This window comes from Alteromonas sp. DY56-G5, from assembly GCF_041414725.1.
Lineage (GTDB): Bacteria > Pseudomonadota > Gammaproteobacteria > Enterobacterales > Alteromonadaceae > Alteromonas > Alteromonas macleodii.
The window spans coordinates 80,268-101,668 of the sequence record NZ_JANHZQ010000004.1 but is presented as its reverse complement, the minus strand read 5'-3'; the positions used below and the strand labels follow the sequence as shown (position 1 = coordinate 101,668).

Sequence of the window (21,401 nt, the reverse complement as noted above, 5' to 3'; positions counted from 1 at the left end):
AGGATGTGTTGAAAAAGGTAGTGATTATAGGTGGTGGCGGTAACGGCTTGGTTGTCGCACAAATCGTGCTTGATCTAATAAAGATTGGCGAGCCTTTAGAGCTAGTCGGCTTTTTGAATGACAATATTCCTGCAGGTGAATATATAGAGCGATGGCCAGTTTTGGGCGCGCCCCATGAATGGGAAAGTTTAGACGAAGATACGTTATTCGTTTATGCACTGTTGTCCGTGGGAAAAATGAAAGCCCGTGCAGAAAAGTTTAAGCGTCTCAACATTCCACAGCACCGGTTAGCTACGCTGGTACATCCGTCAGCGAACATCGGTTTTAACGTTAAACTCGGTTGCGGTGTTGTCATTGCAGCAAATACTGTGCTTCAGCCCGGTACAAGAGTGGGTGACAACTGCTTTATTCGCGCTAATGCTAATTTAGGGCATGATGTTGCGGTTGATGATTTAGTCGATATAGGCCCTAATTCAACACTGTGTGGCTATGCACACATTGAGGAAGGTGTACAAATAGCGCCAAATTCCGTTGTGAGAGACAGCGTGCGTGTTGGGATGTACAGCACAGTGGCAGCAGGAGCAGCAATTTTTAAGGACGTTGCCCCTGAGTCTACCATGTTGGGAAATCCGGCTAAGAGGATTCGATAATGAAAACACAGCTCAAATTTAAAGGCTCGAGAAACTACCTCCATAGTACCGACTTTTATACGTGGTTTAGCACTGCAGTGTGTGAAGAAAATCAAATCGTAACCAAACTCGTGTTTAAACAATTGATTCATCGGCAGTGTGAGGTTTTGTTTGGGCAGCTCGAAGATGATGTTGAAAAAAACATTGTTGGTACAGTTGAGCTTCTTGATAAGAACACACAAGAAAGAACGCGAGGCGTGATTGTTGAGACAGAAGGGCAAGTACAGGAATCCTACCCATTTGACGAAGATATACTAGTACAACGTGCTGATGTCATGTCTGATGAGCAGCAGGCGACTTCTTTTTTTCGTAACGACTGCACAACTGTAGAACTAGTGGTTGCCTTGACGAAAAAACTCCATAACACACTCTTTAGTCTAAAGACGGGCAAGTGGTTAGTGGGGCAGCTTAACTTTTTTGATGAACTGCCGATAGGTTATGAAAGTCTTTCAATTAAAACCACGCGGATAATGCAAAACAAGTTTTCAATTAACGACGTTGTTATCGATGGAAAACGTTTTGGAACCGTACAGTTCATTGTTGGAGAATAGCATGATAGGCATTAAAGCTATTTCAAGTTACATACCGAAAGAAGGTGTCGATAACTTCAAACAAGCAGAGACCTTCGAGGAGTCGGCATCATTTGTTGAGACTAAGCTTGGCGCGCGCTTTTTGCCAAGGTTAGAACAAGGTGATGACACCTCTGATATAGCGGTAAAAGCGGTTGATGCGTTGCTGTGTGAGTCTGATCTTGCCAAAGAAGACATCGATGCCCTTATTGTTGTAACACAAAACCCCGACGGGCAAGGCTTGCCTCACTGTGCGGCATTAGTTCATAAAAAGTTAGCACTACCTACTCATGTTGCGGCGTTTGACGTTTCACTTGGGTGCTCAGGGTATGTATATGGGTTATCGATTTTACAAGGCTTCTTAGCGGCTTCTGGCAAAAAGAATGGTGTATTGGTAACCGCTGATCCGTATTCAAAAGTAATTACAACGCCTAATAGAACAACCTCTATGCTGTTCGGCGACGCCGCTACTGCCACATGGATGGGTGAAAATCCACAGCTTGTGGTGTCAGACTGCTCATTTGGTACTGATGGAAAAGGCGCTGAACATTTAAAGGTTGAACAAGGCGAGCTTTATATGAATGGTAGGCAAGTTTTTAACTTTGCCTCGTTGAACGTTGCTCCTGCAATAAAAACGTTATTAGAAAAGAACGATTGGCCCGAAGAGAGTGTGGACGCGTTTATTTTACACCAAGGAAGCTTAGCTATTGTTGACGCCATAGCAAGACGCTTCAAAGGTAGTGAAGCTAAGTTTATTAAAGCACTGGAAAATACGGGTAACACCGTTTCTTCGTCTATCCCCCTAATATTGAAAAACTATTTGTCTAACGATAACTCAGCGCGACTCGTTTTAAGCGGGTTTGGGGTCGGGTTTTCGTGGGCCACATGCCTATTAAAGAGGAATGAAGAATATGTTAACTGAAGCAGATGTAAAACAAGCAATGACTGACTCTGGTGTGACTACTGATGTAAGCAACCTAGGCAGCGAACAAGCATTTTCTGAGTATGGGTTAGATAGCTTAGATCTATTCAATCTATTTGTTGAACTTGAAGGTAAGACTGGCGTTACTGTCCCAGATGAAGATCTCGATAAGTTAACGTCTATTAACGACGTGCTTGTATATTTTAATAAGTCTTAGCAGATGTATCCATTTAACGACCAAGTCTTCATCATTGCCGAGCTGTCTGCCAATCACAATAACGATTTTGATTTGGCCGTCGATACGATAAAGGCGATGGCGAAAGCAGGTGCCAATGCGGTTAAAGTACAAACATACACCGCAGATTCGCTAGCTATCAATGTTGATAATGACATTTTTGGAAAGCGCAAAGAAGGGCTGTGGAAAGGGCGTACTTTGTGGGATTTATACAAAGAAGCGTCTATGCCTTACGAATGGCACGAGCCACTGCAGAAAGTGGCTCAAGAGCTAGGCTTGGTGTTTTTTTCTAGTCCATTTGATGTAGATGGCGTGGCATTTCTAGAGCAACTGAACGTTCCCCTATACAAAATAGCCTCCTTTGAAATCACAGATATTCCTTTAATCAGGGCGGTAGCAAAAACGGGGAAACCCATAATTATTTCTACGGGAGTTGCTCAAGAGGCGGATATTTCCTTAGCATTGGAAACCTGTCATAGGGAAAACAACCATCAGGTAACACTACTAAAATGCACTTCGAATTATCCCTCCACTCTTGCTGATGCTAATCTGAAAACCATGGCCGATATGCGCGCTAGATTTGATGTAACTGTAGGTGTTTCTGACCATACCATGGGCTCTATTGTACCCATAACAGCTACCGCATTGGGAGCGAGAGTAATAGAGAAGCACTTCATTTTAGACAGATCGCTTGGTGGGCCAGATTCAGCGTTTTCGATGGAGCCTAGGGAATTTTCTGATATGGTGGAAAGCGTTCGCCAAGTAGAGCAGACTTTAGGTAAAGTCACCTATGCGGTAAGCGAAAAAGATAAGCTAAGACGTCGTTCGCTTTACGCCAGTGCACCCATTCAAAAAGGGCAGCCCTTTACCCACGATAATGTTAAGTCACTTAGAACTGGGTTTGGCTTAGCTCCGCAACATTTAGACGCACTTCTTAGTCGTGATGCGTCTAAACATTACAACATTGGCGAGCCTATATTAGAACTTGAAGTTAACTCGATAATTGATTAACAACGTCAATTGTCGTATCGACTATGTATTGCGCTTCTTCTTGCGTTAATGACGGGTAAAGAGGTAGCGTAATAGCATGGTGATAGTATTGTTCGGCATGCGGGTAGTCACCTTTTTTGAAGCCTAATTTTTGATAAAACGGCTGAAGGTGAATGGGAATGTAGTGGACGTGAGCAAAAATTCCCTTCGCTCTCAAGGTCTCTATAGCAATTTTATGCGTTTCAGAGTTCAACCTTGTGGCTCTTACAACGTACAAGTGATAGCTACTGTAGCAGTTACTTTTTACATCCAGAGGCGTGATATTGGCTTGATGTTCGAATGCATTGTCATAAAAAGCCGCGAGTACGTTTCTTTGCTCAACGAATTGAGCCAGTTTTGTTAGCTGACTTGTGCCTAGTGCAGCCTCTACATCGTTCATGCGGTAGTTAAAGCCCAATAGCACCTGTTGGTAGTACCAAGGTCCATGAGAAACTTCTGTCATTTCGTCCTGAACTGCCGTAACGCCGTGGCTTCGCATCAGCTGAATTTTTCGAGCTAACTCGCTGTTGTTGGTTAACGCCGCGCCGCCTTCCATCGTAGTGATTATCTTAACGGGGTGAAAACTGAAAACCGTAATGTCTGAATACTGACAGCTTCCAACTGGCTGATCGCGGTATTTCGCGCCAATAGCGTGAGAAGCATCTTCGATAATACGAAAGTGATATTTTTCAGCGAGCGCCGCAATAGCTTTCATGTCGCATGACTGACCTGCGAAATGCACGGGAATGACAGCTTTGGGAAGGGTCCCATGCTCTTTAGCCTGCGCTAACTTTGCGGCTAATGCACTTACATCCATATTGCCTGTTGTGGGCTCTACATCAACAAAGTCTACCTCGGCACCGCAGTAAAGTGCACAATTCGCAGAGGCAACGAAGGAGTTGGGGCTGGTCCATACCGTATCGTTTTTCTCTACTCCAAGAGCAAGGCAAGCGAGGTGCAGTGCTGACGTAGCGCTGTTAACCGCTACAGCATGCTTAGCACCGCTTTGAAGAGTCAGAGCTTCTTCAAATGCTGGTACGGCTGGGCCTTGCGTTAGCCAGTTGGATTTTAGTGAATTAACGACGGTGTTAATGTCATCTTCATCAATCGACTGACGTCCGTATGGGATCACTTATCCGCATCCTTATTACAGGAAACTATTTCCTCTACCGTGAGAAAATATGGATTTGTATCAGATACATATTCGAAACCATCTGAAACTGGCTTACCTACTTCCTCCAGTCCGTTTGAAGTAAAGTTATTACTCCTGTGGAAGAACTTGATGGATGGTGCAATGACAAAGTGATCGTCATATTCGAAAGTGTGAAAGGCCATGTCGCCAGGGCACATCATTTCGTGAAGTTTCTCGCCAGGTCGAATACCCACTATCTTAATTGGTACACCTGGTGCCATGGCTTCGGCTAAATCGGTAATTCTAATTGACGGTATCTTGGGCACAAATATTTCGCCACCCATCATGCGCTCGAAATTCTTCAAAACAAAGTCGACGCCCTGCTGAAGTGTTATCCAAAATCGCGTCATATCTTTATGCGTAACCGGAATATGGTCAGTGCCTTCTTCAATGAGCTTATTGAAAAACGGAACAACCGAGCCTCTAGAGCCCACTACATTCCCGTATCTCACTACAGAAAATCGAGGTCTGCCCGCGCCAACCATATTATTTGCTGCAACAAACAGCTTATCGGAAGCGAGCTTAGTCGCACCGTACAAATTAACGGGGTTAGCTGCTTTGTCGGTCGACAGCGCGATAACTTTGCTTACCGAGTTATCAATAGCTGCGTTTATAACGTTTTCAGCGCCATCGATATTAGTGCGGATGCACTCCGTGGGATTATATTCAGCAGCCGGAACTTGTTTCATGGCGGCAGCATGGATAACGTAGTCTACCCCTTGCATTGCGCGCGTAAGGCGGTCTTTATCTCGCACATCACCGATAAAGTAGCGCATGCAGGGAGCATTAAATTTCTGCTGCATTTCGAACTGTTTTAGCTCGTCACGCGAATAGATAATTAAGCGCTTGGGGTTATAGCGTGATAACAAATTTTCGGTGTATTTATGACCGAACGAACCTGTACCACCTGTTATCAATATAGACTTGCCGTCAAACATAGATCGCCCACGATTTTTATGATTATCGTTTAAATATATCATGTGTCGGCAACAATGCCATAAACCATTAGTTTTTAACGAGTCTTCCTTAAATAAAAAGTGAAATACTCAACAGTAACGATACCGTTAAGCCGTTGGGTATTCATTTTCATACTCTTTAAAAAAACAGTCACTCGTTATTCTTCTGTCTATTTACTACACTATATTTAGTGAAAGTTTAATAGGGTAGCCTCATGATTAAAATAGGTTCCGATTCAGGTAACTCGCTTATTGGTCAAATCCAAGAAAAGCAAAATAACCTGTTTGAGAAGCTTGCCAGTGGTAAGAAAGTTAACAATGCAACTGACGGCGCAGCAGCTCAGCAAATCATCGACCGGTTAACTTCAGAAGTAGAAGGTAACCGTCAGGCTATCAATAACGTATATGATGGTATTTCACTGGCGCAGGTTGCAGAGGGTGGTTTAGGCAGCATCAATGACGATGTAAACCGCATTCGTGAACTTACCTTACAATCTGGTAATGGTGTTTTGAGCAGTGGCGATCGCCGTGCTATCCAATCTGAAATAACACAGCTACAAGAGAATATCTCCCAAACCATTGAGCAAACGAATTTTGCTGGCAAGCCGTTACTATCTGAAAATGGCTCACTTGAATTCCAATCAGGTTCAAGTGCGGGTCAATCAATTAGCGTCAATACACAGGATGTTGCTGCTCAATTAAACGATGTGCTGTCTATCGATATTACGTCGGGAACCAGCATTGAAGATGCGCTAGGTGCAACTGATGCAGCAATTGAAACGCTCGGTAACGCGCGAGGCGATTTAGGTGCTACCCAAAACCGTTTCGAAAGTGCGGCGCGTTCTCTTACTCAAGCTAATGTGAACACCGCTGAAGCGCGTAGCCGCATACAAGATCTTGATTTTGCTCAAGCTGTGTCACAGCAGGCGTCAAACGATGTGCTCGGTCAGGCGGCGCTAACCGTTCAAGCGCAAGCGAATCAGCAGCAAAGTCAGGTTTTATCACTGTTGAGTTAAGCCGACATACGTTAATTTTGCTAAAATTAATCGAAAGAAGCAGGGTAACCTGCTTTTTTTATTGATACATTTCCGAAAACAGCGGTTGCGCTCCGATCTTTTGTCGTTACAATTTATAAATGCGCTAAACTGTAAATAATAACAAAGCGTTCTCGGGGAATTGATGAAGAACATTTTGCTGGTTAGTGACAACCAGGAACTTATTCAAAACTTGGAAACTATCGTTACCTTCATGGGAGAATCGTGTCAATCGCGAGGCTTTAGTGATTGCGAACGGTATTTGCAAGATAGTGGAGCTGATGCTGTTCTTATAGAGCACATATCGCCAGCCGTAGTCAGTGGACTGGTTGAGAAGTTTCCTCACATACCATTTGTAGCATTGGTTGAAAATAATAGCCAAGCATCAGCAGGTTGTAATCTCGTTAGCGTTATTGCAACGCCATTAACCTACCCCGTTTTGACCCAAGCTATCCATCGCTGCCAAGAATACTCAAGGCGCAAACCGAGCTTGTCTCGTACATCGGGAACAAAGACGCGACTGTTTAGAAGCCTTATTGGTAAAAGCGAACAAATACAAATAGTTCGTCGATTAGTTGAACAGGTTGCTCCGACTGATGCCACTGTCTTGATTCTAGGTGAGTCTGGAACGGGTAAAGAGGTCGTTGCACGTAATGTTCACTTCTTATCTGAACGCAAAGACGGGCCATTTATTCCGGTAAACTGCGGTGCCATTCCTGGCGAGCTGCTAGAAAGCGAGCTATTTGGTCATGAAAAAGGGGCGTTTACTGGCGCAATCAGCGCGCGTAAAGGCCGCTTTGAGTTAGCTGAAGGCGGTACGTTGTTTTTGGATGAAATCGGCGATATGCCGCTTCAGATGCAGGTTAAATTATTGCGCGTGTTACAAGAGCGTACCTTCGAGCGCGTAGGCGGCAACAAGCCCCTTCAGTGTAACGTACGCATTATCGCTGCGACGCACCGCAATTTGGAAACCATGATCAGTGAAGACAAGTTCCGTGAAGACTTGTATTACCGGCTCAACGTATTCCCGATTGATAGTCCTGCACTCAGACAAAGAAAAGACGATATCCCCTTATTGCTTCAAGAGCTAAATAGCCGTATTCAAGGTGATGGGGTAGAAGGTGTGCGCTTTACCGAGCAAGCGATCGCCTCGTTAATGGAGCACGAATGGGCAGGCAACGTTCGTGAGCTGTCTAACCTAGTTGAACGCCTAACAATCCTTTATCCTGGTCAAATCGTTGATATCGCCGATTTACCTGAGAAATATCAATACGGTGATGTACAGGCTTACGAGCCTGATTATCCAGAAGAAATTCTTGAGCGTGAAGCATTCAATGCACTCTTTGCTGAAGCGGCCGCGCAAGAGCCAGAAGAAGACCTTAACGAGCAAAACCACGAGGGTTTGAACGGAATGGTTTCTTCATCTTTACCTGAGGAAGGGGTTAATCTCAAAGAGTACCTTTCTGAGTTGGAAGTAAACCTCATTCGACAGGCGTTAGACAATCAAGATTGGGTGGTGGCTCGAGCTGCCGACAAACTTGGTATGCGCAGAACAACGCTCGTCGAGAAAATGCGGAAGTACGATATTCAACGTACTGAAGAAGCGTAATGTCAGGTAATTGACGTTGCGCTTTCCTCTATAATTTCATCCTATCTAATTGAAAAATAAGCCAATGATGAATTGGCACATCTTCTGCTTTATCTAAGCCATAGTTTAACAGCGTCTGCAATTTGACGAGGGCAATATGGCTTTTGACAGCACACCACAATCAACTGAGTACTCAGCATCAAGCTATGCGTTAGATAGTATTGATAATGCGATATCTCGTGATGAATACGACCCCTCAAGCAGTGACGATATTTCGTCGTTACGGTTGCAGGCGAGTCGACTTGAACACTTACTTCAGGTAATGCCTGCGGGCGTTATCGTTATAGACGGTAAAGGGATCGTACGCCAAGCCAATGAACAAGCGAAAGCACTGTTAGGTGAACCGCTGGAAGAGGAAGTGTGGCGAAGTATTATCACGCGCTCATTCAAACCTCGCGCTGACGACGGCCACGAAGTCTCACTTGTTGACGGTCGCCGAGTGAAGCTTTCTATTACGCCGTTAGAAAATGAGCCAGGACAATTAATTGTTATTACCGACTTAACCGAAACGCGGCAGCTGCAAGCTCGCGTGAGTCATATGCAGCGTCTGTCTTCTCTTGGAAAAATGGTGGCATCCCTTGCTCATCAAATTCGTACGCCTCTTTCTGCGGCCATGCTCTATGCGTCTAATTTAACACGCAAAGGCTTGGGACAAGAAGCACAAACTCAATTTGCAAACAAGCTAACTGACAGGCTTAAAGAGCTAGAGAGTCAGGTTAACGACATGCTGCTTTTCGCTAAGTCAGGGGAAGAACAAGTGGTCAGCCAAATTAGCTTGGGAGAGTTGTTTACTTCAATTGAAGGCAGTGCCCAAACCATGACGGCTCAAGCACAGCAAACGCTAACTTTTAGCGGCTTCGATAAAAACGTATCTATTACCGGTAATCTTACAGCGCTTCAAGGCGCGTTATTAAACCTTGTTCACAACGCGAGCCAAGTTACTCCGAAAGGGGAGTGCGTACACGTAGAAACTGCAGTGTCTGATGAACGTTTGCATGTGGCCATTATAGATAAAGGTCCTGGCGTACCGGATAAACTCAAAAACAAAATTTTTGAACCGTTTTTCACAACTAAAACTCATGGCACGGGCCTCGGACTTGCGGTTGTTAAATCCGTCGTAAACGCCCACAACGGTTTGCTGAGCGTATCAAATATGCCAGAAGGTGGGGCGTGCTTTAGTGTGTCTTTGCCGTGTGTGGTGAACGCTCAATCTTCACAAACATTGACTCATGTTGCGTAGGTCATAGGAGAGAATAATGTCTAAAACTACCATTTTAATTGTTGAAGATGACGCAGGATTACGCGAAGCACTCCTAGACACCCTTCTGTTAGGTAACTATGAAGTTGTTGCCGCTGACTGTGCTGAAGAAGCGTTAATGGTGCTGTCTTCGCGCTCCGTCGATTTAGTGGTAAGCGATATTCAAATGGGCGAAATGAGCGGTTTAACGCTACTTAAGAGTATCAAAACTAAGTACCCCAATATGCCGGTGCTATTGATGACAGCCTATGCCACTATTGATGATGCCGTGCAGGCAATGCGCGATGGCGCTACAGACTATCTATCAAAACCGTTTGCCCCAGAAGTACTGCTTAATTTAGTGGGACGCTACGCGCCGGCTCAAAAAATAGAGTCACGCACGCCTATTGTTGCTGACCCTTCAAGCTTGAAGTTACTTGAGCTTTCTCGCAAAGTCGCGAAGTCCGACGCCACTGTGATGGTAATGGGACCAAGCGGTTCGGGTAAAGAAGTGCTGTCTCGCTATATTCACGATCAGTCGCCGCGAAGTGATGCGCCATTTGTTGCCATCAACTGTGCAGCCATACCAGAGAACATGCTAGAAGCGACCTTGTTTGGTTACGAAAAAGGTGCGTTCACCGGCGCAATCCAAGCGTGCCCGGGTAAATTTGAACAAGCCCAAGACGGTACGCTGTTACTTGATGAAATAACCGAGATGGATTTGGCGCTTCAAGCTAAACTGCTACGCGTGTTACAAGAGCGCGAAGTAGAGCGTCTTGGCGGACGTAAAACCGTTAAGCTCAACGTCCGTGTTATTGCTACAAGTAACCGAGATTTGAGAAAAGCAGTGGATGCGGGAGAGTTCAGAGAAGATTTGTACTACCGCTTAAATGTATTCCCTATCGAGTGGCGCCCGCTTTCGGAACGTCCGGGTGATATTGTCCCTCTTGCCGAACATCTGGTGCAGCGTCATGCTAGTTCTCAAGGGCTGGGTACTATCAGGTTAAGCGCAGCAGCGCGCAATAAGCTCTCACAATACAGCTGGCCTGGGAACGTTCGCGAACTAGAAAACGTGGTTCAACGGGCGCTTATTTTATGCGAACACAATGAGATCGACGCCAGCGATTTAATGATTGACGAAGACATGACTGCACCTGTTGAGACACCGCAAGAGCATGTTGAAGAAAATAGGCTAGGGTCTGAGCTGCGCTACCAAGAACATCAAATTATCCTCGATACGTTGGTGTCGTGTAACGGCAAGCGTAAAGATGTGGCAGAAAAGCTCGGCATTAGTCCAAGAACCCTTCGTTACAAATTAGCGCGCATGCGCGAAGACGGTATTGAAGTGCCCGCATAAGGTCGCTTTCTACACTTTCGGTTTCCTCGTCCTTATCCGTCGCCTCTGTAGTAAAGAAGGCGGCGGTTTTTTGTTGCTCTCACTAAGTCAAACGCCATAAATTTGGCTAATCCTCTTATTTTTAATTTATCCTGTTGATATATATGGCTTTTTAAAGTTGGCAAGCCCTTTGCTAAATCCCCTCTATACATAAGTTATACGCCGATGTTCAGGCGGTCTCGAAAAAGCACTAGGAGTGGTTATGGACGTTAAAGCCAATAGTTTGTATCAAGAAATGCAGAACATGATTGGGCAAACTCGTCTTCAAGTTAATGAGCCTCAACAGCAGCCGCTTAGTGAAGTTAATAGCTCGGCAAGTGATTTCTCGACCATGCTAAAGAATGCGGTAGATGGTGTAAACGGCATGCAGCTCGAATCTAAAGACGCGCAGCAGCGTTTTGAAATGGGCGACCCTAACTTAAGCCTAGCTCAAGTTATGCTGACGAAAGAAAAGGCGGGCATTGCTTTTGAAGCCACTGTTCAAGTACGTAACAAAGTACTTGAAGCCTATAAAACAATAATGAATATGCCGGTGTAAGTGGAGTAGGTTATGGCTGAAGCTACAGGTACAAACCTTACGGTTCCTGATCAAAATCAAGCAGTGGACAATGAGCCAGAAAACAAATCTGGTTTTATGGACACTTTAGGTAGCGCAGATATGATGCGCCAAATGGCCCTTGTGGTTGTTTTGGTAATCTGCGTCGCCATCGCTATTTTTATTCTTATCTGGTCGCAAGAGCCTGATTACCGCCCACTTGCGAAAATGGAAACCCAAGAGCTTATTGAAACCCTCGATTATATGGATGCGAACCAAATCGACTATAAGCTTGAAGGCAATATTGTTTACGTAAGAAGTGACGAATTCCAAAACATCCGTTTAGGCATGACCCGCCAAGGGTTAACAAAGGCCTCTGATGCCGGTACCGATATCATTATGCAGGATATGGGGTTTGGTGTGAGCCAGCGTGTTGAGATGGAACGTCTAAAACACGCCCGCGAGCAACAAATCGCGGCTACCATCGAAGATATCGCAAGCATTCAAAAAGCCCGTGTCTTGTTAGCTATGCCTAAAGAAAACGTATTTGCGCGAAGAGAGAAGAAAGCGTCGGCAACCGTTGTGCTAACGGCTAAGCGCGGTGCCGTTATTGCAGGTGAAGAGGTTGATGCTGTTGTCGATATCGTTGCGTCTGCAGTGCAAAACATGGAGCCGTCTAAGGTAACCGTAACAGACAGCAATGGTCGTCTGCTAAACTCAGGCTCTCAAGATTCTATGAGTGCTCGTGCCAGAAAAGAATACGAGATTGAGCGCCAGCGTGAGCAAGAGTACTTAGAAAAAATTGACGCTATACTGATTCCAGTATTGGGCATAGGTAACTACACAGCACAAGCTGACGTTACCATGGACTTTACAGCTATGGAACAAACACAGCGTAGCTACAACCCTGATTTACCTGCGGTTCGCAGTGAAATGATAATGGAAGAAAACAGCGTAGGTGGTGGTGTTGGTGGTATTCCTGGTGCACTGTCTAATCAGCCTCCGTTAGATTCTAATATTCCAGAAAATGCTGTGGGCGGCAGTCAACAAACTATGCCTGGGCGCACAGCAAAAGAGTCTACGCGCAACTACGAACTTGATACCACTATCAGTCATACCAAGAAACAGACAGGGGTTATTCGCAGATTAAGTGTATCTGTGGCGGTGGACTATACCCAAGTTGCGGGTGAAGACGGTGCGATGACGCCAACACCGCGTAAACAAGAAGAGATTCTAAACATTCGTAGGCTTTTACAGGGCGGCATTGGCTTTGACGTTACCCGTGGTGATTCGTTAGAAGTTGTAAGCGTGCCCTTTACTCGGATGGACGCAGGGGAAATTGAAGACGCGCCTATTTGGGAGCAGCCCGGATTTCTACCAATTCTAAAGCTAGTTGTTGGTGGCTTGGTTATAATAGTGCTTATCATCTTCGTGATTCGTCCTATGCTACGTCGTCTTATTAATCCTGATGAGTCGAACGACGCCGATGAATTTGATGCAGACGAGGGCTTAGATTTAGGCGATGACACCATTAGCATGTTAACGTCTGACTTTGATGAAGGACAGGTAGGCTTTGCGCCAGATGGTTCACTCATGCTGCCTGACCTGCACAAAGATGAAGATGTACTTAAAGCCGTACGTGCCCTTGTGGCCAATGAACCTGAGTTATCAGCCCAAGTAGTGAAGGGCTGGTTAATGCAAGACGAGTAGTGAGATAAGATTATGGCTGAAGAACTTGCCAATGTTGACGAGCCGTCATACGACGTCAGTAAATTAGAAGGCGTAGAAAAAGCGGCCATCTTGCTGCTGAGTCTTTCTGAAGAAGACGCCGCCCAGATATTGAAACACTTAGAGCCCAAGCAAGTACAAAAGCTCGGTACTGAAATGGCAAAAGTGGACGATATGACGCAAACCAAAATTACGGCGGTTCATAAGCACTTTATCGAAGAAATTCAGAATTACAGTACCATTGGCTTCCAAAGCCAAGACTTTGTTAAACGTGCGCTAACAGCCGCGTTAGGTGAAGATAAGGCCGCAAACCTAATTGATCAAATCCTGATGGGAAGCGGTGCAAAAGGCCTAGACTCATTGAAGTGGATGGACTCTAAGCAAGTAGCCAGCATTATTCGCAATGAGCACCCGCAGATTCAAACTATCGTATTGTCTTATTTAGAGCCTGAACAAAGTGCTGAAATATTGGCGCAGTTCCCTGAAAAAGTGCGACTCGACTTGCTAATGCGTATAGCAAATCTAGAGGAAGTTCAGCCGGCTGCACTACAAGAGCTGAACGAAATCATGGAGAAACAGTTTGCAGGTCAAGCGGGTACACAAGCAGCCAAAATGGGCGGCTTGAAGTCGGCAGCGAACATTATGAACTACCTAGATACCGCGATAGAAGGTCAGTTAATGGACGCTATTCGCGAGCAAGACGAAGAGATGAGCCAGCAAATTCAAGACCTGATGTTTGTATTCGACAATTTAGTCGATGTAGACGACAAGGGTATTCAGGCCATACTGCGCGAAGTACAGCAAGACGCGCTGCTTAAAGCCATTAAAGGTGCTGACGAAGAGCTTAAAGACAAAATTATGCGCAACATGTCTAAGCGTGCTGCTGAAATGCTTAATGATGATTTGGAAGCGCTCGGTCCTGTGCGTATTAGTGAAGTGGAAACAGCGCAGAAAGAGATCCTTTCTGTTGCCCGTCGACTTTCTGACTCTGGTGAAATCATGCTTGGTGGTGGCGGTGGCGAAGAGTTCCTGTAGGAACGCTAGTCCCGTCACTCATTTAGCCTAGGTAAATATATGACTGCCAAAAAAAGTTTCAGCGAAAACGAAGTAAATGAAGCTAAAAAATGGGACCTACCTTTCGTTGATGACCCCACTGCACCCCGAGAAAACGAGCCGACCAACGCGTTAAACAAACGTTCAGACTGGAAGTATGAACCGCCTGAAGTTGAGGAAGAGATTAAGCCGCCTACCGCTGAAGAAATAGAAGCTATACGTCAGGCTGCTTACGATGAAGGTTATCAGGAAGGCAAAGATAAAGGTTTTGAAGAAGGAAAAGCGCAAGGTCTTGAAGCAGGTTTAGCGGAAGGTAAAGAGCAAGGTCACACCGAAGGGCTTGAACAAGGACTTGAAGAAGGCCGCCAGCAAATGACGGCACAAGCCGAAGTGTGGCAAATGCTTGCTGAAAAATTTCACGACCCACTCTCGCAAGCCAACGATGAAACCCGAGATCAATTGGTAAAACTCGCCGTAACTCTTGCAAAAGCAGTTATTAAAGCAGAGGTAAGTACTAACCAACAGGTTATAATGCAGGCGTTAAGCGAAGGTATTAAAGCGCTACCAATTAATCAAGCTGACTATCAAATTCATATGAATCCTGAAGATATTGAATTGGTAAAAGAGCATTTTGGTGAAGAGGAAATTACCAAAAAAGGCTGGAATTTGGTTGAAGCACCAGCAATGGAACGCGGTGGCTGTGACATTACCACTGCGCAAAATGCCGTAGATGTGTCGATTGAGCGTCGATGCCGCGACGTTATCGATAAGTTTCTTTTAAACCAAGGTTTATCTAATGACTAGCCCTTGGCATGCCCATTTTGAATCACTTACTAAACAAGTGACATCGCCACCCGTTGTTGCGGCGGGAAAATTAGTCCGGGGCATAGGGCTTACCCTTGAAGCTGTAGGTTGCCAGCTGCCGGTGGGCAGTCAATGTTTAGTGCAAACCATCGAAGGCGAAATAGAAGCTGAAGTGGTTGGCTTTGGTGATGATATTACCTATTTGATGCCCACTGAAGCGGTTCGCGGTATTGTGCCAGGGAGTCGCGTTATGCCGTTAAACCGGCAAAGCGGTTTGCCGGTAGGTATGGGACTGTTGGGACGTGTAGTCGATGGCAACGGTCAGCCACTTGACGGACTGGGTGAAATCAATGCCGAAGCGCGAGCTCCCACTACGCGTCCTCCTATGAACCCGCTCATTCGCCGTCCAATCAACACCCCTATGGATGTTGGCGTACGTGCCATCAATGCGTTAAATACGGTTGGCGTTGGTCAGCGTATGGGGCTTTTTGCAGGAAGTGGCGTGGGTAAAAGTGTGCTACTTGGCATGATGACCCGAGGCTGTGAAGCCGATGTGGTCGTGGTTGGGCTTGTAGGTGAGCGTGGCCGAGAAGTAAAAGAGTTTATCCACGAAATACTGACAGAAGAAGAACGCCAACGGGCGGTTGTGGTGGCAGCGCCAGCCGATACTTCGCCGCTTATGCGATTGAAAGGATGTGAGACTGCGGTAACGATTGCAGAGTACTTCCGCGACAAAGGTATGAAGGTACTGTTGCTGATTGATTCGTTAACTCGCTATGCCATGGCGCAGCGTGAGATTGCATTGGCTGTGGGTGAGCCACCAGCCACAAAAGGTTATCCGCCTTCGGTGTTTGCTCGGCTGCCTGCACTAGTAGAACGTGCAGGTAACGGCAGCGAACGACAGGGCTCTATAACGGCTTTTTATACGGTGCTAACCGAAGGTGACGATTTGCAAGACCCCATTGCCGACGCCGCTCGCGCTATTTTAGATGGTCACGTAGTGTTGTCGCGAACCCTTGCCGATAGCGGTCATTACCCTGCTATTGATATCGAGGCGTCAATAAGCCGTGTAATGCCTATGGTCGTGAGCGAAGAACATCAATTGATGGCGCGCCGTATTCGTCAGGTTTATTCAAACTACAAACAAAACCAAGACCTCATTTCTATTGGCGCTTATGCGAAAGGGTCAGACCCGCGAATTGATCTGGCAATTCGCGCAGAACCTGCAATCAATGCTTTATTGCAGCAGGGAATGAAACAAGTCATACCTTATGACGAAAGTTTAGAGGGTATGGCTGCGTTAGCTAAAGGGCTGGGGCAAGGCTAATGTATAGTGCTGCAATGCAAGTTAGCTTGCCTATGATCCAGAAGTCATCAACTTTCCAAAAGGTATCGCATAATGTCTAAACAACTAGAACGTTTAGCCGAATTCGAGCGCGAAAAAGAGCAGCGAGAAGCCCGATACTACAAACAGGCCCAACAGAACGTTAATCAGCAAAAGCAAAAGCTAACCAGTCTTGAGCAGTACCGCATTGACTACATAAAAGGTATTCAACAAACCGGTCAAGCAGGTGTTACCGCCACCTATTATCAGCAGCATTTATCCTTCGTTGGAAAACTGGATAAAGCGTGCGAACAACAGATGCAAGTGATTGCTCGTGCACAAATGGCGGCGGATCAGCGAAAGCAACTGTGGCTAAAGCAACAACAAAAAGTGAAAGCTGTTACCTTGTTGCTAGATAAGAAAAAGTTAGCAGAGCAGAAAAAAGAAGCCAGAGCTGAGCAGGCCATGATGGATGAGTTTGCTACCCAACGATTTTTCAGAGCTAAGCGCTCGCCTTTCTGATAATTAGTCGAGCCTCTGCCACTTTGGCTCAACCCTTGCAATAACCATTTCATAATGTACTAGCGCGACGTAATTACTTTGCAATCGCTACTACGGAAAATCATCGTTTCTTTGAGTTTCATCACACAGTATAGCGTTTGAAATTCAGCGGGGGCGACTAAGGGCCGTAGCGAAAAATCATAGCGATACATGCTAACTAAGAAATGCTAAGTGATTGTAATTTAAGTAAGCGCTGGTGGGTTTGCGATGAAATGGCATCAAGTTTTTTGTAATAAAACGCCACGTGAATCATTCGCATCACGATACGTCTTCTTGGTGAAAGACGATTTAAATGTAGGACGGTAGGACAATATGCAACAAGTTGCCGCACATAAAACAGACATTGCCGCATTACCATTCTCTGCTTCTGGTACGGCGAAAGCCGTTGGAACAAGTATTGGAACTCAGCAAGAAGCGAACAGTGAAAATAACCAAGCATTTAACCGACTTTATCAAGAAGCGAAATCGAGCAAGTCAGATTTTGTTTTAAACGAAAAAGAAGATCAGGTTGCTCAATCTCGAACAGCAAACCGTTCGGACAGAGCGGCTCCCCAATCTTCAGTCTCCAGTGACACGATCAAAAATGGTAAAGACCGCGATGCGGGACATACAGATTTACCTGTTCGTGACGAAGTCACAGATATTCCAGCTGAGTCTGAAGCTGGCTCTCATAATGCAAATCAAGAAGAAAATGCAACGCATGGTGCGCACGAGGTTGCGCAAGGTTCAGCAACGACAACGCAGCCCTCGACTGACGGTGAAAATACCAATCTCGTTATTGACGACGCTGAAGGCGCCGTTGAACAAAAAAACGTGACCGACGCGCAGTATGTCATTGGAGAAGGCGGCAGGAAAGATGCCGAGGCTGGCGTTATAACCTCACCTGGCACGCCAGACGGAAAGCCAAGCAAAGACGACGGCGAGCCAGACTGGATTGCCTACGTTGAGACGGTAGCCAATCGTTTTGGAAAAAGTGATGAATCTTCAGGTGAATCAGGTACCACAGAAGATAAGGGGATCTCTGAAGCTGCAGGCGAGGCAGTTAACGTCGTATCTATAAAAGAAAGCGGAAAACTTTGGAAGCTTCCGGAGGATGTGGATGCGAGCGATATGCCATCGGTCATGGCTCATCTGTTGTCGCAACTTAATAGTAACAATGATGGTGAATTAGCCATCGAATCCCTGTCGTCTGAAGCACAACAAACACTCACTGCACTAACTTCACTTCTTACTGGTGGCAACGCTAACAATCAACAGAGTGGAAGTGATAGTGAAGCGAACAATGCGTCTTCAAATGCGCAAACCGATATCAATACTAATTCAGATAAAAAAGTAAAAAATGACAATGAGCTTTCAGCATTAATTGCCAAGCTCATGCAGACTGAGAACACAGAAAATCCTGAACAAGGTCTAGCGTCAGACACTGAAGCCGCAAATGCATTAAGCGGTATGTTAGAAACGTTAAATGGGCTATCTGAAAGCGGTAAAAAATCGGCCGATGAATCGCTCGTACTAAGTCTACTAGCAGATGAACTTAACAATATTCAGGCAAAATCTCTTGATGACAATCTCGCCGAGGCTCAAGAGTTATTGGCCGAGTTAACTTCAGAGGCAGCTGTTGCGGGCAGCGTGGCGGTAAATGCAGCAGCATCAAACGACGCTAAATCAGCATCATCTGAGGGGCTGTTAAACGTTGAAAACAGCGGCGAGCAAACCAAGGTAGTTGATTCTTTTGGTGCTACAGAAATTTCAAGCGACCTGCTTTCAGCGATAAGTGAGCTATCGCCACAAAGCGCGCAAAAGGCAACGGAAGCGTTTGCAGAGCGTGTAGTCGCGGCTCTGCCTGGTGGTGCGCAGCAACAAGCGGTGAAGGCTAACATTATCGCTGGCATTAACGAGTTTCAGCAACAAGTTCAGCAAGGTAGAGAGCCTGGCATTGATTTATCAACTATTGTTGCCGATGCCGCAAAAGATGCTGCGGTAAGTGCTGATGTGGTTGCTTCAATGACAGCGCGTGTCGACGGTCAAGCCAGTCAATTCTTAAATTTGATGACGCAAACTCAAGCAAGTGCTCAACACGCTATTGCTGGATTGGTTAATCCAACTGAATCGGTTATGCAGGAAAACTCTCAGCTTCGCGCTGAAGCGTCAAAAACTCAGCAGCAGTTTGAAGGTTTTGATAAAGCGGTCAATATTCATAAGAGCGACGGCCAGCAGCAGCTTAGTGAGAAAATTCGCTGGATGGTTAATGCGCGAAATACCATGGCTGAAATTCGCTTAGATCCTCCTGAGCTTGGCAGTATGCAGGTGAGAGTAAATGTGGCGGGTGACGCTGCAAGCGTGAGCTTTGTTGTGCAATCACAGCAAGCTAAAGATGCGTTGGCCGATGCTATGCCTAAGCTAAGGGATATGCTTTCAGAACAGGGTATTGAGTTAGGCGACGCCCAAGTTAGGAAAGATAATTCTTCTGGTCAAGAAAATGGCCAGCAACTTGCAGGAAACAGTCATCAAGGTCAGGGAGCTGGGGATCGTGGAGAAAATGACGGTGTAGACGACACGGATGGCATGCGGGTTATTGAGCAGTCGATTTCGCGCGCGGACAAGGGCGGCATTGACTTTTACGCTTAACCACATCCCGTATGAATTATTACCAATAGGTCGCATAGAGAGAATACGTAAACGCTGCTATGTTTTGAATGAAAGGAGTGAGCAGTAGGTGATATTAGAGGGTAATAGGAAGCGTGAAGACGCAAAAAATTACCCGTACGCATATTGTTTTCCTCAAATAATGGCATTGCCATTTTTGACGGAACCTTGATAATACGTTTTTTCCGAGCATTACTGACGAGTTACACATGGCTGAAGAAGAATTACAAGTAGAAGAAGGCGGTAAAAAGAAAGGCAAAATGATGTTGATCATCATTATCGCTGTGGTTCTTTTAGGAGGCGGTGCAGCTGCCTATTTCTTATTGTTCGCAGGCGGTGATGAGCCAGCAGCCGAACAGCTTGCCGAGACTGATGCCGCAGCAGCGGCTGCGAGTGCACCAGCATCAGCAGCAGGGAAAGCTGAAATGGGCACTGCGCTTTACGTAGCGATGCCGCGACCATTTGTTTTTAACGTGCCGGGCGCAGGAAGAGACAGGTTGGTTCAGATAAAAGTGCAGTTGCTTGTGCGCGGTTCTGACAATGAAGAGCTGGCGAAGACGCATATACCGCTAATTGAAGGGACATTACTACAGGCTTTTAGTACTTCAAACGCAGACGATCTGGTTACCGAAGCCGGTAAAATTGAGCTTCGCGAGCAGGCAGTAACAGAAGTACAAAAAGCATTAAAGGACATTACGGGCAGCGATGTAGTTGAGCGCGTATTGTTCACTGGGTTTGTCATGCAGTAATGCATTGACTAAGTAAGGTAGAAGACGGTGAGTGATTTATTATCTCAAGATGAAATCGATGCCCTATTACACGGGGTAGATGATGTAGAAGAAGAAGAGGTCGGCGGCAGCGACTCTGATGCTTCTACGCTCGAGTACGACTTCTCCTCGCAAGACAGAATTGTGCGTGGGCGTATGCCTACGCTTGAAATAGTTAATGAACGTTTCGCACGTCACATGCGTGTGAGTTTGTTCAACATGATGCGACGTTCAGCTGAAGTATCGATTAACGGTATTCAGATGATTAAGTTTGGCGAATACATTCACACATTATTCGTTCCAACGAGTTTGAACATGGTGCGTTTCCGTCCACTTAAAGGTACGGGGCTTATCACCATGGAAGCCCGCTTGGTATTTATTCTGGTAGACAACTTCTTTGGCGGTGATGGACGTTATCATGCGAAGATTGAAGGCCGGGAGTTTACGCCAACGGAGCGCCGTATTATCCAGATGCTGCTTAAAATAATCTTTGAAGATTATAAAGAAGCCTGGGCACCGGTCATGGATGTGTCGTTTGAATATTTGGACTCAGAAGTAAACCCTGCGATGGCGAACATTGTGAGCCCGACCGAGGTGGTGGTCATCAGCTCGTTCCATATCGAACTAGATGGCGGCGGTGGCGACTTCCACGTGTCCTTGCCATACTCAATGTTAGAGCCCATTCGCGAATTGCTTGATGCGGGTGTTCAAAGCGATAAAGAAGATACAGACTTACGTTGGAGTAAGGCCCTTCGCGATGAAATCATGGACGTTAAAGTAGCGTTAACTACGCATATGCTAGACGTTGATGTACCGCTTCGCGATGTGATGGAGTTTAAACCTGGCGATATCATCCCTGTGGAGATGCCAGAAACCATCACAGTATTAATTGAAGATTTACCCACGTTCAGGGCTAAATTAGGTCGCAGTCGCGACAATTTGGCGCTGAAAATTGTAGAGAAGATTGCAAGACCGACTTCAGTGAAGTCTGAGCTACAGTTATTAACCCGCGGTGGGCGCATTATTGATAATGACGCAGAACTGCAAGTACTCGAAGAAGACCTGTAAGGTAGAGG

The 21,401-nt window shown here is 45.9% G+C and carries 20 protein-coding genes; 18 read left to right on the top strand and 2 right to left on the bottom strand.

Going from position 1 to position 21,401, the window contains the following annotated elements:
* Positions 1-5: 5 nt before the first annotated feature.
* The 5 genes from NO989_RS03090 to pseI are packed head-to-tail and all read left to right on the top strand — an operon-like array spanning position 6 to position 3,426.
* A complete protein-coding gene (locus NO989_RS03090; RefSeq protein WP_039224837.1) occupies positions 6-650 on the top strand; it encodes an acetyltransferase in 645 nt (214 codons plus the stop codon).
* Positions 650-1,240 (top strand): hypothetical protein, encoded by a 591-nt coding sequence (locus NO989_RS03085; protein ID WP_014975893.1) that lies wholly within the window; start codon positions 650-652, stop codon positions 1,238-1,240. The genes NO989_RS03090 and NO989_RS03085 overlap by 1 nt, the downstream gene beginning before the upstream one ends.
* Before the next feature lies 1 nt (position 1,241).
* Complete coding sequence (locus NO989_RS03080) at positions 1,242-2,180, top strand: ketoacyl-ACP synthase III (RefSeq protein ID WP_014975894.1); 939 nt, start codon at positions 1,242-1,244, stop codon at positions 2,178-2,180.
* Positions 2,170-2,397 carry an acyl carrier protein gene (locus NO989_RS03075; RefSeq protein WP_014975895.1) on the top strand — a complete coding sequence of 76 codons (228 nt, stop codon included), beginning with the start codon at positions 2,170-2,172 and terminating at the stop codon, positions 2,395-2,397. The genes NO989_RS03080 and NO989_RS03075 overlap by 11 nt, the downstream gene beginning before the upstream one ends.
* 3 nt (positions 2,398-2,400) lie before the next feature.
* On the top strand, positions 2,401-3,426 hold the full coding sequence (pseI, locus tag NO989_RS03070; protein ID WP_014975896.1) for a pseudaminic acid synthase: 1,026 nt from the start codon (positions 2,401-2,403) through the stop codon (positions 3,424-3,426).
* On the opposite strand, the gene pseC is transcribed toward pseI, so the two are convergent.
* Together pseC and pseB are read right to left on the bottom strand one after the other, a co-directional pair.
* On the bottom strand, positions 3,407-4,576 hold the full coding sequence (gene pseC / locus NO989_RS03065; protein WP_039224844.1) for a UDP-4-amino-4,6-dideoxy-N-acetyl-beta-L-altrosamine transaminase: 1,170 nt from the start codon (positions 4,574-4,576) through the stop codon (positions 3,407-3,409). The genes pseI and pseC overlap by 20 nt on opposite strands.
* Complete coding sequence (pseB, locus tag NO989_RS03060; RefSeq protein WP_061485020.1) at positions 4,573-5,574, bottom strand: UDP-N-acetylglucosamine 4,6-dehydratase (inverting); 1,002 nt, start codon at positions 5,572-5,574, stop codon at positions 4,573-4,575. Before pseB ends, pseC begins: the two co-directional genes overlap by 4 nt.
* 233 nt (positions 5,575-5,807) lie before the next feature.
* Between pseB and NO989_RS03055 the strand changes: the two genes are divergently transcribed.
* From NO989_RS03055 to fliM, 13 genes are all read left to right on the top strand, one after another.
* Positions 5,808-6,608, top strand: coding sequence for a flagellin (locus NO989_RS03055; RefSeq protein ID WP_371342023.1), 801 nt, complete (start codon positions 5,808-5,810; stop codon positions 6,606-6,608).
* Between the two features lie 163 nt (positions 6,609-6,771).
* Positions 6,772-8,235 carry a sigma-54 dependent transcriptional regulator gene (locus NO989_RS03050; protein WP_371342022.1) on the top strand — a complete coding sequence of 488 codons (1,464 nt, stop codon included), beginning with the start codon at positions 6,772-6,774 and terminating at the stop codon, positions 8,233-8,235.
* A 136-nt stretch (positions 8,236-8,371) separates the two neighbouring features.
* Positions 8,372-9,514: a PAS domain-containing sensor histidine kinase gene (locus NO989_RS03045; protein ID WP_039224851.1), complete on the top strand. Its 1,143-nt coding sequence runs from the start codon at positions 8,372-8,374 to the stop codon at positions 9,512-9,514.
* A 16-nt stretch (positions 9,515-9,530) separates the two neighbouring features.
* Complete coding sequence (locus NO989_RS03040) at positions 9,531-10,868, top strand: sigma-54-dependent transcriptional regulator (RefSeq protein WP_371342021.1); 1,338 nt, start codon at positions 9,531-9,533, stop codon at positions 10,866-10,868.
* Positions 10,869-11,109: 241 nt separating this feature from the next.
* Positions 11,110-11,445, top strand: coding sequence for a flagellar hook-basal body complex protein FliE (gene fliE / locus NO989_RS03035; protein WP_014948630.1), 336 nt, complete (start codon positions 11,110-11,112; stop codon positions 11,443-11,445).
* 12 nt (positions 11,446-11,457) lie between these two features.
* Complete coding sequence (fliF, locus tag NO989_RS03030) at positions 11,458-13,152, top strand: flagellar basal-body MS-ring/collar protein FliF (RefSeq protein ID WP_014948631.1); 1,695 nt, start codon at positions 11,458-11,460, stop codon at positions 13,150-13,152.
* Between the two features lie 12 nt (positions 13,153-13,164).
* Complete coding sequence (fliG, locus tag NO989_RS03025) at positions 13,165-14,205, top strand: flagellar motor switch protein FliG (RefSeq protein WP_014975903.1); 1,041 nt, start codon at positions 13,165-13,167, stop codon at positions 14,203-14,205.
* 39 nt (positions 14,206-14,244) lie between these two features.
* Positions 14,245-15,027 (top strand): flagellar assembly protein FliH, encoded by a 783-nt coding sequence (gene fliH, locus NO989_RS03020; RefSeq protein WP_371342020.1) that lies wholly within the window; start codon positions 14,245-14,247, stop codon positions 15,025-15,027.
* Positions 15,020-16,354, top strand: a complete 1,335-nt coding sequence (fliI, locus tag NO989_RS03015; RefSeq protein ID WP_014948634.1) for a flagellar protein export ATPase FliI — start codon at positions 15,020-15,022, stop codon at positions 16,352-16,354. The genes fliH and fliI overlap by 8 nt, the downstream gene beginning before the upstream one ends.
* Positions 16,355-16,426: 72 nt before the next feature.
* A complete protein-coding gene (gene fliJ, locus NO989_RS03010; protein WP_014948635.1) occupies positions 16,427-16,873 on the top strand; it encodes a flagellar export protein FliJ in 447 nt (148 codons plus the stop codon).
* 351 nt (positions 16,874-17,224) lie between these two features.
* Positions 17,225-19,540: a flagellar hook-length control protein FliK gene (locus NO989_RS03005; protein WP_371342019.1), complete on the top strand. Its 2,316-nt coding sequence runs from the start codon at positions 17,225-17,227 to the stop codon at positions 19,538-19,540.
* A 227-nt stretch (positions 19,541-19,767) separates the two neighbouring features.
* Complete coding sequence (gene fliL / locus NO989_RS03000; RefSeq protein WP_014948637.1) at positions 19,768-20,307, top strand: flagellar basal body-associated protein FliL; 540 nt, start codon at positions 19,768-19,770, stop codon at positions 20,305-20,307.
* Between the two features lie 27 nt (positions 20,308-20,334).
* Positions 20,335-21,393: a flagellar motor switch protein FliM gene (gene fliM / locus NO989_RS02995; protein WP_014948638.1), complete on the top strand. Its 1,059-nt coding sequence runs from the start codon at positions 20,335-20,337 to the stop codon at positions 21,391-21,393.
* Positions 21,394-21,401: the final 8 nt, after the last annotated feature.